General features: G+C 70.0%; 14 protein-coding genes. 7 read left to right on the top strand and 7 right to left on the bottom strand.

The annotated features are described in order from the left end of the window. Nucleotides 1-2: 2 nt before the first annotated feature. From D892_RS0138085 to D892_RS0138065, 5 genes are read left to right on the top strand one after another with little or no spacing between them, the layout of a single operon-like run. Nucleotides 3-1,256 (top strand): ketosynthase chain-length factor, encoded by a 1,254-nt coding sequence (locus D892_RS0138085; protein WP_024806281.1) that lies wholly within the window; start codon nt 3-5, stop codon nt 1,254-1,256. Continuing rightward, nucleotides 1,238-1,486: an acyl carrier protein gene (locus D892_RS0138080; protein ID WP_024806280.1), complete on the top strand. Its 249-nt coding sequence runs from the start codon at nt 1,238-1,240 to the stop codon at nt 1,484-1,486. The genes D892_RS0138085 and D892_RS0138080 overlap by 19 nt, the downstream gene beginning before the upstream one ends. Next, nucleotides 1,486-2,274, top strand: a complete 789-nt coding sequence (locus D892_RS0138075) for a cyclase family protein (RefSeq protein ID WP_051499368.1) — start codon at nt 1,486-1,488, stop codon at nt 2,272-2,274. Before D892_RS0138080 ends, D892_RS0138075 begins: the two co-directional genes overlap by 1 nt. Before the next feature lie 15 nt (nt 2,275-2,289). Next, nucleotides 2,290-2,892, top strand: coding sequence for an SRPBCC family protein (locus D892_RS44320; RefSeq protein WP_024806278.1), 603 nt, complete (start codon nt 2,290-2,292; stop codon nt 2,890-2,892). A gap of 4 nt (nt 2,893-2,896) precedes the next feature. Continuing rightward, nucleotides 2,897-4,564 carry an FAD-dependent monooxygenase gene (locus D892_RS0138065; protein WP_051499366.1) on the top strand — a complete coding sequence of 556 codons (1,668 nt, stop codon included), beginning with the start codon at nt 2,897-2,899 and terminating at the stop codon, nt 4,562-4,564. Here the strand turns inward: D892_RS0138065 and D892_RS43140 are convergent. Continuing rightward, complete coding sequence (locus tag D892_RS43140) at nt 4,505-6,310, bottom strand: AfsR/SARP family transcriptional regulator (protein ID WP_024806276.1); 1,806 nt, start codon at nt 6,308-6,310, stop codon at nt 4,505-4,507. The genes D892_RS0138065 and D892_RS43140 overlap by 60 nt on opposite strands. Then, nucleotides 6,307-7,011, bottom strand: coding sequence for a class I SAM-dependent methyltransferase (locus D892_RS0138055; protein ID WP_024806275.1), 705 nt, complete (start codon nt 7,009-7,011; stop codon nt 6,307-6,309). The genes D892_RS43140 and D892_RS0138055 overlap by 4 nt, the downstream gene beginning before the upstream one ends. A 770-nt stretch (nt 7,012-7,781) precedes the next feature. Between D892_RS0138055 and D892_RS0138050 the strand changes: the two genes are divergently transcribed. Next, nucleotides 7,782-8,237: a DUF4254 domain-containing protein gene (locus D892_RS0138050; RefSeq protein ID WP_369801796.1), complete on the top strand. Its 456-nt coding sequence runs from the start codon at nt 7,782-7,784 to the stop codon at nt 8,235-8,237. A gap of 28 nt (nt 8,238-8,265) precedes the next feature. Here the strand turns inward: D892_RS0138050 and D892_RS49910 are convergent, their stop codons facing one another. Both D892_RS49910 and D892_RS0138040 read right to left on the bottom strand, forming a co-directional pair. Beyond that, complete coding sequence (locus tag D892_RS49910; protein ID WP_024806273.1) at nt 8,266-8,613, bottom strand: hypothetical protein; 348 nt, start codon at nt 8,611-8,613, stop codon at nt 8,266-8,268. Nucleotides 8,614-8,624: 11 nt separating this feature from the next. Further along, complete coding sequence (locus D892_RS0138040) at nt 8,625-9,740, bottom strand: TIGR03364 family FAD-dependent oxidoreductase (protein WP_024806272.1); 1,116 nt, start codon at nt 9,738-9,740, stop codon at nt 8,625-8,627. A 97-nt stretch (nt 9,741-9,837) separates the two neighbouring features. Between D892_RS0138040 and D892_RS0138035 the strand changes: the two genes are divergently transcribed. Next, a complete protein-coding gene (locus tag D892_RS0138035; RefSeq protein WP_024806271.1) occupies nt 9,838-10,611 on the top strand; it encodes a GntR family transcriptional regulator in 774 nt (257 codons plus the stop codon). A 9-nt stretch (nt 10,612-10,620) separates the two neighbouring features. On the opposite strand, the gene D892_RS0138030 is transcribed toward D892_RS0138035, so the two are convergent. The 3 genes from D892_RS0138030 to D892_RS0138020 all read right to left on the bottom strand — a co-directional run bounded on the left by D892_RS0138030 (nt 10,621) and on the right by D892_RS0138020 (nt 13,114). Beyond that, complete coding sequence (locus tag D892_RS0138030; RefSeq protein ID WP_198037092.1) at nt 10,621-11,301, bottom strand: GntR family transcriptional regulator; 681 nt, start codon at nt 11,299-11,301, stop codon at nt 10,621-10,623. 97 nt (nt 11,302-11,398) lie between these two features. Beyond that, a complete protein-coding gene (locus tag D892_RS0138025) occupies nt 11,399-12,088 on the bottom strand; it encodes an aspartate/glutamate racemase family protein (RefSeq protein WP_024806269.1) in 690 nt (229 codons plus the stop codon). Nucleotides 12,089-12,097: 9 nt separating this feature from the next. Beyond that, a complete protein-coding gene (locus tag D892_RS0138020) occupies nt 12,098-13,114 on the bottom strand; it encodes a DUF6282 family protein (RefSeq protein WP_024806268.1) in 1,017 nt (338 codons plus the stop codon). Nucleotides 13,115-13,138 lie beyond the last annotated feature (24 nt).

Raw genomic sequence — 13,138 nt, 5'->3', positions numbered from 1 at the left:
CCGTGCGCGCGCGAGTGGTGGTCACCGGGCTGGGTGTCATGGCGCCCAACGGCATGGGTGCGGAGAAGTACTGGTCCGCGATCCTGGCCGGGGACAACGGGATTCGCAGGATCGGCCGATTCGATCCCGGGCAGTACCCGACCGGGCTGGCGGGCGAGGTGGTGGAATTCGCTGCCGAGGAACATCTGTCGAGCCGCCTGCTGCCGCAGACCGATCACATGACCCGGCTCGCCCTGCGCGCGGCCGACTGGGCGCTGGCCGACGCCGGTGTGGACGTCCGCCGGGACGACGGTCTCGGCGTCGGCGTGGTGACCGCCAGTTCCGCGGGCGGATTCGAGTTCGGTCAGCGGGAATTGCAGACGCTCTGGGCCAAGGGTAGCTCGTATGTCAGTGCGTACCAGTCGTTCGCGTGGTTCTATGCGGTCAACACCGGGCAGATCTCGATCCGGCACGGCCTGCGCGGGCCCGGCGGAGTGGTCGTCGCCGACGATGCCGGTGGCCTGGAGGCCGTCGCGCAGGGCCGCCGCGTGATCGGCCGGGGGACACCGGTCGTCGTCTGCGGGGGAGTGGACGGGATCGTCTGCCCGTGGGGGTGGGCCGGCCACCTGGCCCGCGGGGAGATGAGCAGCTCCGACGACCCGTGCGCCGCCTACCTGCCCTTCGACGCGCGGGCCGGCGGCTACGTGCCCGGCGAGGGCGGCGCGATCCTGGTCCTCGAGGACGCCGATCGGGCCGAGCAGCGGGGCGCGGCACGCGGTTACGGCGAGATCGCCGGATACGGGGCCACCTTCGACTCGCAGGTCGAGCAGGAGCGCGGGCTGCGGCTCGCGATCGAAACCGCCTTGGCCACCTCGGATTCCGCGCCGTCGGATATCGACGTGGTCTTCGCCGACGCCGCCGCCTCGGCCCGGCTCGACGCCGCCGAGGCGGCCGCGATCGGCGCCGTCTTCGGCCCGGCCGGCGTCCCGGTGACCGCGCCGAAGACGCTGATCGGCCGGCTGGGCGCCGGTGGCGCGGCGCTCGACCTGGCCACCGCGCTGCTGTCGTTGCGGCACAGCATGATCCCGCCCACCGCTCACGTGCGGCCCGCCGCGGACCACGGCCTCGACTTGGTGGTCGGCGCCGGGCGGCCGGTGCCGCTGCGCGCGGCACTGATTCTCGCGCGCGGCCATGGCGGATTCAACTCCGCCATGGTGGTGCGCCGCCCGAATTCCGTTTCCGGACAGGAGGAACCGTCATGCGGCTCGAAGAACTGATCGTGATATTGCGCCGATGTGCCGGCGTCGACGAGAACGTCGTCCTCGACGACGCCATCGCCGACACCGACTTCGAGAACCTCGGCTACGACTCCATCGCGTTGCTCGAAGTGACCTCGGATATCGAGCGGACCTTCGGCATCAAGCTCGCGGACGACGCCATCGAGGTCACCAGCACGCCGCGCGACGTGCTGAAGCTCGTCTCGGAGCAGAGCGAGGTGGGTGCCTGATGCCGAACACGCCAGCGGCGGCGACGGTGTCCGGCGAACTCGCCCGGATCTTCGCCGAGTCGACGATCGTCGATCTGTCCAGCGATATCGGCAACCACGCCGAGGGGCCGTTCACCACCCGGATCGACGCCCTGGAGCCGGAACCGGGCGCCGCGTTCTTCTGCGAGAACGTCTTGCCGAAGATCGCGGCGCATGCGGTGGGCCGGCTGCGCGCCGCCGACTTCCCGGACGGCGCCTTTCTCCGGCACGAAATGGTGCACGCCTCCGTGCACGCCGGCTCGCACATCGATGCGCCGGGTCACTACGGCCCGGCCGCCGACGGCGTGCGCCGCGATATCAACGACGCGCCCCTGCGGTCCTTCTTCGGGCCCGGTGTGGCCTTCGACCTCGCCTCGCTGGACAGCGCGGTCGTCACCCGCGCCGATATCGCCCTGCCGGACGGCACCGCGCCCGGCTCCATCGTGCTGATCCGCACCGGCGGCGACAAGGCGATCGCGGCGGAGGCCATCGAATATCTGCTGGACGCCGGAATCGACGTGATCGGCACGGACGGAGCAAGTTTCGACGGCCCGTTCGAGCCGATGATCGAACGCTATCTGGCCGGCGGGGATTCCGGCGCGCTCTGGCCCGCGCACGTCCTGGGCCGCCACCGCCCGTACTACCAGATCGAGCGGCTGGCGAACCTGGATCGGTTGCCCACCACCGGATTCTTCGTCCTCGCCCTGCCCGTCCTGATCACCGGGGCCACCGCCGCGTGGACCCGCGCGATCGCCCTGACCCGACCCTGAAACGGGGAAACGACAATGCAAGTCATCACGCGCTCGGTCATCGTCGACGCACCGGTCGACGTCGTCTACGAGATCTCCAACCAGGTCGATCGCTGGCCGGAGATGATTCCCGAATACCTGAAGGCGGAGATCCTGCGGCGCGAGGGCCGCAAGATCTGGTTCCGGCTGACCAACGCCGACAACATGTCGTGGGTGTCGTGGCGGATGCTGTACCCGCCGCTGATCTCCTACGCCGAGCGCCACGAACCGCTGGCGCCGTTCACCTTCAACCACCTCACCTGGGTCTATCAGCCGCTGCCCGGCAATCGCAGCCAGATGACCTGGGACATGTGCTTCGAGCTGGTCGAGGACAAGCGCGCCGAGGAGCCGCAGTGGCGGCAGCGGATGGCCGAGCACACCGCCGCCAACCAGGAGGCGCTGCGCGAGTACATCGAATCGGTAGCACGTAAACCGGAATCGCCTGCATGGCAGCCGGTCCCGGTCACCGGGGACGCCGCATCGGCTACCGACAACTCGGTATCGCCCGCCGGGGATTCGGCATCGCGTACCGAGAACCGGCGCACCGAGAACCGGCGTACCGGGAACACAAAACAGCGAGCACGCGATGAATACCGTTGAGCGAGTGCCGGTTCTGATCGTCGGCGGCGCGGTGAGCGGGCTGTCGTCGGCGGCTTTTCTCGCACAGCACGGGGTTTCGTGCCTGCTGGCCGAGCGGCGCGACCGGCTCTCGCAGCATCCGCGGATGAGCGATATCGGTCCCCGGGCCATGGAGTTGCTGCGGGTCCTCGGAGTTCACCACGGGATCCGGCGGCTGGACGAGGACCGCGACAGCACGATCCTCCGGGTCGACACGCTGGCCGGCCGGGAACTCGGCCGGTACTCCATGGGCGGCCCGGCGGAGTTCGGTGGCCTGACCCCGGAGAAGCAGGTGTGGTGCGACCAGGACCAGCTCGAACCGATCCTGCGGGACCGGGCCGCCGAACTCGGGGCCGAACTCCGATTCGGTACGGAGCTGACCGGATTCGAGCAGGACGGGCACCTGGTCCGGGCCGAACTGCGGGACGCCGCGACCGGCCGCCGGACCACCGTGGTCGCCGACTATCTGCTGGCGTGCGACGGATCGGGCAGCCCGATCCGCGAAGCGCTCGGTATCGGCTACGGCGGGCCGGGGCTGCTCGCGAACCAGGCGGGCATCCTGTTCCGCGCCGACCTGACCGCGGCGCTGCGCGGCCGGAGTTTCGTGCTGTGCATGGTGGACGATCTCGACGCCTCCGCCTCCGGCGTGCGGTTGAACATCCTGTTGGAGCGCAACCTGAATCGGTGGACGCTCAGCGTTCCGCACGATCCGCGGACCGACGACGGACTGTCGCAACGGCGCTGTGCCGAGCTGGTCCGGCGCGCGGTGGGCGTGGCGGACCTCGCGGTCGAGGTGCTCGGCGTGGACATCTGGCAGATGCGGGCCCTGCTGGCCGACTCCTTCGGGCGCGGAAGGGTTTTCCTGGTCGGTGATGCGGCCAAGACGTTGCCGCCCACCGGTGGTTACGGGGGCAACTCCTGCCTCGAGGACGCCCACAACCTCGCGTGGAAGCTGGCGCTGGTCCTGGCCGGCACCGCGGGGCCGGAGCTGCTCGACAGCTACGAGAGCGAGCGAAAACCGGTCGCGCAGTTGTTGATCGAGGACTCGGTCGTGCGCGCCGGACTGCTCCTGTCCGGTGCCGCGGAGGGCGGGTCGAGCCGGCCCGCCGATCAGCCGAGCAAGGCGAGCATATGTCTCGGAACCCGGTACCGGACGGGTGCGCTGATCGCCGAGGAGCCCGATGCCGGGGACCGGACCGAGGATCCGCGCGCACCCACCGGCCGGCCGGGCACTCGGGCCCCGCATGTCGTCTTGGATCGCGGTGGCCGCGAGATCTCTACCCTGGATCTGTTCGGATCGAGTTTCGTTCTCCTGACGGGGCCGTCGGGTGCGTCCTGGGAACGGGCGGCCGGCTGCGCCGGCGCGGGCCTGACGATCCATCGGATCGCGACCGCCGCGGGACCGGATGCGGCGCTGGTCGATACGGAGGGACGCTGGGGCGAGGCATACGGAGTCTCCGAGTCGGGGGCGGTACTCGTTCGCCCCGACGGTGTCATCGCCTGGCGCGGCCGGACCGCCGAGACCCACCCGGACGAGGTCCTGGCGGCCGTGCTGCGCTCGATTCTGGGCGGTACCGCTACCGCCGGGTTGGCTTCACCCGGCGCTCCGATCGATGTCCAGTTCGGCCAGATAGCGAGCGACCATGGGATGTAACGCCATCGGCTTGGCCACCTCCGGACATCGGCCGCGCAGCGTCACCATTCCGGATTCGATCAGGCCGATCACCGCGACCTCGGTGCGGGCCGGCGCCGTCGGTGCGAGCGCGACCAGCTCGTCGAGTCCGAAGGGGTGATCGCGCAGCACGGCGATACCGCGGAAGACGATCCGCTCGACGGCGTCGAGATCGCGATAGACGGCATCTATGCGATGGAACAGATCGAACCCCAGATTGGCCAGATCCGAAAGACGCACGGTGTCCTCGGGATTCATGATCCGGTGGTGCAGATGCTCGAGCGGGTACCGGGGCGAGGCGGTGAGCCGGTCGCCGATGAATCGCAGGGCCAGCGGGAGCGCGCCCACGGTGTCGACGAGCTGTTCGACCACGCGCCGCTCCCGGTCGACCCGGTCGAATCCCACGATCGCGGCGAGCAGAGCCAAGGCATCCCCGGTGGACAGTGGATCGAGCAGACACTTCTCGACGCCGAACAGGCCGGGCGGCGGGCGGCGGGCGGTGATGATCGTCGCGGATCCCAGCGGCAGATGCGGCACGATATCCGCGGTCCGGGGCAGGTTGTCGAGGACGACGAGGATCCGGCGTCCCCGCGTGATCGAGCGGAACAGCGACACCGCACCGGCCAGGGTCGCCGGCAGTTCGCGATCGCCGACGCCCAACGCGCGCAGCAGGTCCGAGAAGGCGCCGAGCCCGGACCGGTCGGAGTGGCCGAGGTCGACATGGAGCTGACCGTCGGGGAACGAATTCGTCACCGCGTGCGCGATGGTCAGCGCCGTCGCGCTCTTGCCGACACCCGGCATCCCGTGCAGGCAGACCGTCCGGGGTGCGGTGCGCGAATCTCCCGCCAGCAGGTCCGCGGCCGTGCCGACGATGCGTCGCCTGCCGACGAAATCCGGGACCACCGGCGGCAATTGGGTCAGCCCGACCGGCTCGCCCCGGGTACCGCCCGGCACCGCGGGGACCGGGCTCATCTCGCCGTTGAGGATGTCGAGGTGCAACTGCCGGACCGGTTGTCCCGGTTCGATTCCCATCTCGTCGGCCAGTCGCGTGCGTAGCTCCCGATACACGGCCAGCGCCTCCGAACGCCGGCCCGACCGCGCCAGCGCCGCCATGAGCGTTTCGTGGAAGCCCTCGTGATACGGATTCTGCTCGATGTGGAACCTCAGCTCGCCGATCACCTGATCGAAACGCCCGAGCCGCATCTCGGCCCGCAGCCGCATCTCGACCACCTGCCGGTTGCGCTCCTCCAGCCACGCCACCCGGTTGCTCAGCCGCTTGCCGAGCGTGACATTGCGCAGCGGCGCGCCGCGCCAGCACGACAGGGCGCGGGCGAGGCAGTCGCTGGCCTCCGACAGCTTCTCGGGGCGTTCCTCGGTCATCCCCGCGCGCAGCAGGCCGGCGCCGTTGCTGGCCAGGCTCTCGAACTCGTCCAGGTCCACGTAGGTGTCGGTGAGCAGCAGCGAATAGCCGGACTGCCGCGTCACGAGCAGGTCCTCGCCGCCGCGCGCGAGGATCTTGCGGAGTTCGTGAATGTAGGTGTGCACCGTCCTGTTCCGCTTCTGCGAGGTCGGCTGCGGCCACAGCTCGTCCACGATCCAGTCGATCGGTACCGTGCGCCCCCGCTCGATCGTGAGCAGCGCCAACATACTCCTGATCTTCGGTTGCCGCGGCGTGAGGTCGATGTCGTCGAGCTCGACCGAAAACTCACCGAGCACTTTGAAGTTCACGAGACTCCGCCGGGATATCTCGCCGCGAACAGGCATACGACACCCGACCGGCTGATCTCGACCTCGGTGAAACGCGCCGCCAGCGCGCGGGCGAGGTCCTCGGCACGATCGGTCTCGTTGCTGAACGAATCGGCACGGTTGAGGCGCCGCTGGAGCGCGCGGGACACGGCGGTGTGCCGCTCGTCGGCGCCGAGGACCGTGCTGCCGAATATCCGGGCGTTGTCGGCGAGATAGGGGATCACGCTGTCGAATACGGCGGCCTTCCGGTCGAGCGGCCCGGGCAGGCAGTGCAGCAGGAAGTTCATGCCGACCGAATCGAACTGCACCGCACCGAGATCCAGCGGCTCCAGGACATTGGCGGTCCGGGTTACGGGGCGGTAGCGCGAGATTCGCCGGGCAGTACCGGCCAGCACGCCGTCACTGAGGTCCACCAGCGTGATCGCCGGGTTCGCCGTGGGGAAGCGGCATTCGTCGAGAAACCAGCCGGTTCCCGGGCCGAGGTCGAGGTGCCGTGCGCCGACGTGACTGTTGTACTGCGCCAACATCTTCGACCGCGGGCATCGCCACACCCAGCGGCATACCAGGCCCAGTACGAGCCAGTCGTAGACGGCGAGCATGCGCCGGTGATACGGCTCGATGCCGGCGCGCAGGCGGGCCTCGGTCGGCGTGCCGTCATGGCTGCCGGATTCGTCGAATTCCACTGTGCGGCCTCCGCTCTCCAGAAGATGCGGACTCCATCGGGCCGTTCGGTCCGGACAACGCACGGGCCGAAATCCCCCAGGGCCCGCACCGGATACATCCTAATCGGGGTGCAACATCGTAGTTTCGGGCAAGGCAGGCTCCGTAGCCGCCGCACACAACACGGTAAGCCGCCGAATCGGGTTCACTCCGGCCCCAACCTCGACCGGTAGGGGGTTCCAACCTCGACCGGTAGGGGTGTCGCGGCCGCGATCACGCGCGCTCGGCCCGCGATCTGTTTCGGTAGGCGGGCAATTTCGGTAGGCGGCAATGCGGTCCGGGATGTCCGATGCCGCGGGCCGCTCGGGTGCGGGCTCGGGCGTCGGGTTCGCCGCGATGCCGGGGCCGTGCGGCGCGCGTACGTGAAGGGCCGTTCACGCCGCGCGGGCCGGGGCTCGGACGGTGCCCGGCCGGCGAATCGGCACGTCCGTATCGGACCGGTAAGTATGTTGCGGAGCGGTAAATGAGCGCCCGGTTTAGGTACGTTCGTCCCGCTGCCGGTTATCCTGACGAACCCGGGGTGGCCTTGCTGACCTGCCGAAAAGGGACCACCCAGTACGAAGTAGGGGGTGGGCGACGCACTGCGGTCGCAATGTTGCGTTCTTGCATTTGTAAGAGCATGATCCAGCTAACCTAGTTGTGGACCACCGATCCGATGACCGGTATAGCCGAACCCGGAGATCAGTATGTTGGTGCGATTTGTAGTGCTCTCGGGTGTGTACGGGGTGCGGAGATGACGACGATGACGACAACGTCGATGGCCGGAGTGCTGCCGACCGCGCCGCAGCTGCTGTGCGCGTTCCAGGGCCGCCGATTCCAGGATCGGGTGCTGTTGCGGACCGCCCGCACGTTGGCGGATCTGCATGCCCGGCGCGTGCAGGTGCACGACCCGATCCTGCTCGCGGAGCTCGACACCCGGCGCGGGGAACTCGTCGACGACATCAACGACTGGGTGATCCAGGAGCTGCCGCAGCACCGCAACGGCGCGTCCCTGCACACCGAGAGCCTCGGCGCGGTGGTCGACCGGATGGCGCAGAGCTGGGTCGATGCCAACCAGGTCATCGATCGCGAGGGCCCGCGCAGCGACAACACCCATAAACATTGGTATCGGTTGGCCGAATTGGTGGACGGCTACACTGATCTCGTCATCGACGTGGCCGGTGGTCGGCGCCGTCTGCCGGAGCAGTAGTGCCGCAGCAATAGTGCCGAACCGAAGGTCACCGTGCCAGTGGTGACGCCGCCCGAGCGGCCGCTATCCGGCCAGTAGCGCGCTCGAACCGGGGCGTCACCTTCCCACCCTGGTCGGCGGGCACATCGGGGTGCCCCGCCCGGCGTGCCGCGTGGTCGACTGGCGCGGCACGCCCGCACTCGAACTCCTTTCGCGCCGAGCGCCCGGCTCTCATGGTGTCGACCACGTAGCGGACGGCCGCCTCGTACTCGGGGCCCTCGGCCGGGGTCCCGGCGGCGGTGGCGGCGGCCTCGAAGGCGCGCAGCACCAGCCCGCCGTCGGTCACCGCGGTTCCGGCCGTATCCAGCACGGCCGGCTCGATCCGGTTGTCGGACAATGTGATTCCCTTCACAGGTTGAGCAGGTCGGCGGTGTCCTCGCCGATCGCGGGGCCCAGGGTCATGCCGCGGCCGCCCGGGCCGGTGACCACCCAGACGTCGTCGGCGGCCCGGACGCGGGTCACGATCGCGGCGGGATCGGTGCTCTGGCTGTAGACCCCGGCCCAGCGGCGCACGATCGGCGGCAGCTTGCGGCCCAGCAGCTCCTCGACGACCGAGGTGAGGTGCTCGTAGGGAGCCTCGTCGACATCGAAGGCGAACGGCTCCTCGTACTCGTGGGTGTCGCCGATGGTGAGCCCGCCGTGCAGGCGCTGCACGCAGAGCAGCTGCATGCGGTGCCGCGCGGCGGTGAACGTCTGGGACTCTTCGCGATTCAGGCGTTCGAGCTGCGCGCCCGCGAATCCGGGGTAGTAGCGGAAGCTGTCGCCGTCGGCGATCGCGGTGGTCAGCGGCTCGCCGAGCGGCGCGGTCTGCATCATCTGCAGCCGCACCCGGCGCACCGGCAGCTCGCCCGCCAGTTCCCGGGTGAGGCCGGAATGCGCCGCCCCCGGGCAGACGATCACCAGATCGGCCTCGAAGCGGCGGCCGTGGTCGTCGGTGACGGCGCCCCGGGTGACGGTGCGGGCCTCGGCGCCGGCATGGAAGGTGTAGCGCCCGGTCGCCGCCAGATAGGCCCGCACGGCCGGTAGGGCCTGCCGCGACTCCACCGCGGCATCGGTCGAACAGTGCAGTCCCGCAAGGAATTTCCCGCGCAGCGGTGGGTTGAGGGCGCGAACCCGCTCGGGGTCGAGCAGTTCGAAGCCGCGCTCGGCGGCCGTCGGGCCCGTCGCGGCCGACACGGCCACGGCCAGCTCTGCCTCGGTGCGCACCAGGGTGATCGAGCCGGCCGGCCGGAAACCGACGGCCGGCACTTTGCCGCCGATCTCCTCCCACAACCGGCGCGACCGCAGCGAGATCTCCACTTCCGCGTCGCTGCGCCCGGAAACCCAGACCAGGCCGAAGTTGCGGACGGTGGCGCCGCGGGCCTCCGCCTCCCGCTCCAGCTGCACGACCTCGTGGCCGCGGCCGACCGCGGCCAGGGCGTGCGCGGTGCCGAGGATGCCGCCGCCGATGATGACCACACGCATGCCGAGCATGATGGGCAATGGTCTAGACCCACGGGTGTTGCGGGTGCGAACGTCGGGTTAACAATTGGTATAGACCAATTGCGGGTACGCTGTCGGCATGGACGCAACCGACGTGGCAGCGGTCACGCCCGGCCCCATCGCCGACGAAAGACCCGGTGGCAGTACGGTTTCGGGGGACCGGCTACCCAAGAGGTACCGGGTGCGCAGGCAGATCGAGCGCATCATCGGCGAGCTCGACGAGGGGGATCCGGTTCCGTCCGAACGGGAACTCGCCGGCCGCTTCGAGGTGGCCCGCGAGACCGTGCGGCAGGCGCTGCGCGATCTGGTGGTCGAGGGCCGGATTCGGCGGCAGGGCCGCGGCACCGTGGTGTCGCGGCCGAAGCTGGTGCAGCCGTTGTCGTTACGCTCCTACACCGAGGCGGCGCTGAGCCTGGGCCGGACACCCGGGCGGGTCCTGGTCGGCTGGGACGACGTGCCGGCCGACGCCGAAACCGCCGCCGCGCTGGAGGTCCCGGCCGGCGCGACGGTGATGCAGCTCGAACGCATCCTGCTCGCCGACGGCGAAAAGATCGGCCTGGAGAGCACTTTCCTGACCCGGGAGCGATTCGGCGGCCTGCGCACCGGCTACGACCCCACCACCTCGCTCTACGCCGCGATCCGCGCCGCCGGTGTGGTGTTCGGCTCGGCGCGCGAGCGGATCGAGACGGTGCCGGCGTCCCCGCGCGAGGCGACCCTGCTGGAATGCACGACCGCCCTGCCGATGATCCTGCTCAACCGCCGCACCGTCGACACCGACGGCCGCCCCGTCGAGCGCGTCCGCTCCCTGTACCGCGGCGACCGCCTCGCGTTCGAGGCCCTGCTGCGGGAGTGACACCGGCGACTAGGCGGTCTCGGTCGCCCCGGCGGTCTGCGCCAGGGTGCGCTCGCGGCTCACCCGGACGTGTTCCAGGGCGGCGGCCGCGACGGCCTCGGTGTCGTGCCGCTCGATGGCGTCGACCAGCGCGAGATGTTCGGCCAGCTGCCACTCGTGGGCGTGGCCGCGGCCGATCAGCAGGCGCAGTCGGCCGAGGAGCGGTTCGAGTGTGGTGCGCAGGAACGGGTTTCCGGCGATATCGATCACCGCCTCGTGGAACTCCGTGTTGTGCCGCGTGACCGCGATGTGGTCGCCGGTCTCGGTCGCCGCGGCGGCGGCCGTGAGGATCGCCCGCAGCCGCGCGACGTCCCCGGCGCCGGCATTGCGCGCGGCCAGCCGAAAGGCCAGCACCTCCAACGCCTCTCGGATGTCGAAGAGGTGGACGAGATCCGCCTCGGTGAGGGTGGTGACGACCGCCCCGCGCCGCGGCAGCGTGATGATCAGGCCCTCCGCGAGCAGCATGCGCAGGGCCTCGCGCACCGGAACCCGCGACACCCCGAACTCGTCGGCCAGGGTCTGCTCGACGAGCCGCGCACCGGGCGCGAGCCGGCCGTCGCAGATCCGCTCGCGCAATTGATCGCAGATCTGGTCGCGCAGCGGATAGTCGTCCTCACCCAGCTTCTTCGGTAGCCGTCGATTCTCCTGCACCCGTTCTCCTTTACCGTTCCTGCGGCCCCCATTTCGCGAGATCGCTGTGATAGTGCGGGCCACCGTCATATCGCGAGATCGCCGTCATATCGCCGGATCACCGGTGCGGCTGCGGGTCCGGTACCGCCCCGGGCGACCGGGTCCGGGCGCGCGCCGAAGCCAACCTTACTGCGGCCGAGACGGGTTCGATGATCGGAATGCCGACGCGTGCGCGCAGCGCCCCGGCGTATTCGGCCAGCGGCCCGCCGCCGATGACGACGGCCTCGGCGCGGCCGGCCGCCGCGACCTCGCAGGCGCGGGCGAGGGCCCGTTCCAGGCGGGGACGATCGCTCATCAGATCCACCGCATCGCCCGCGGTGAGGTGGACGCCGAGGAAGTTCGCCGCGTGCCCGTAGCCGGACACCAGGTCGCGGACCATCGGCACCAGCCCCGGCGTGGTCGTCACGATCGCGAAGCGCCGCCCGCCGGCGGCCGCCTCGGTGATTCCGGCCTCCGCGATGCCGGTCACCGGGACGGGGCAGGTGGCGCGGATCTCCGCCATGCCGGGATCGCCGAAGGCGGCGACGATCAGCCCGGCGTAGGCGGCGGCATCGGTGCGCTCGGCCACCTCGGCGACGGCCGTCGCACCACCGGCGAGCGTCGCGGTGTCGTGGATCAGTGCCGCGCCGTGCGGTGCGGTCGCCGCCTCGACCCGCACGCCCGTCGGCGCGGCGCCACGGGCCAGCCGGAGCATCGCGGCGGTGGTGTCCGCGTTGGTGTTGGGATTGATGAGCAGTAGTGGTCGCATCCGACGGGCCTACCGGATATCGAGCAGCTTTTCCGGATTCGCCTTGATCATCGTATGGATCTCCGCGGCGGTGAACTCCAGATCCAGCAGCGAGCTGATCAGCAGCCGCATTCCCTCGAGCGGGGTCGGCCCCGAACGGATTCCGTAATCCGTGCCGAGCACGAAATGCTCGACGCCGATCTCCCGGATCTGCCGCGCCCACGGCACGATGCCCTGGTACTCCGGCGCATTGGCGATACCGGCGATCTCGTCGGCCCATTCGCGTTCGATGTAGTAATTGGCGCGCGGCAGGCCCCGGTGGAACATCCAGTCCGAGACCGCGCCCTCCAGCAGCACCCCCTTGGCGGCCAGGTCCCGCTGCTGGTCGACGGTCAGCCGGCCGCGGCACGGATGCGCGACGACGATCTTGGAGATGCCGAATTCGAGTGCGAGATCGACGAGCCGGATCGCCTCCTCCGCCGAGACGTGCCCGGTATTGAGGTGGACGTGCGGGTGATCGGCGATGAGCCGCAGAATCTCGGCGAGCTCGTCGGGGATCGGATCCGCCAGCGGGATCCGGATCGACCGGGCGAGTTCCTTCTCGGCGAATTCGGGGTACCGATCCTTGAACGGCACCGGCACACCGTCGACGAAGCTGCCCTCGTGGCTGGCCATGAAATGGGTGCAGTGCGCCCCGAAATGGACGAATTTCGCGCCGGATCCGTAGTACAGGGCGGTCTTGACCGCGCGCGGATTCAACCCGCCGAGCGCGGTGGTCAGGATGATGCCGCCGAAGATGTCGATGCCGGGAACCTGCCGGCCGGTGAGCCAGGCCGTGCCGCAACTGTTTCCGAGGGTGTGGTCGTAGAACATCAGCGACCGCATGCCGGCGTCGCGCGCCTGCGTCGCGATCCGGAACGGATCGAGCCGGCCCGGGCAGGATTTCAGCCAGGGGCCGCTGTGCACGTGGACGTCGCTGACACCGGCGATCAGCTCGTCGGGCAGCTCCATCGAGCGGTCGTAGTACGTCTCCGCGAGGTCTGTCATGTATTTCCTTCCGGCAGGGGCGCT

The sequence above is a fragment of the Nocardia sp. BMG51109 genome, from assembly GCF_000526215.1.
Lineage (GTDB): Bacteria > Actinomycetota > Actinomycetes > Mycobacteriales > Mycobacteriaceae > Nocardia.
This window is presented reverse-complemented; position numbering and strand designations above follow the sequence as displayed.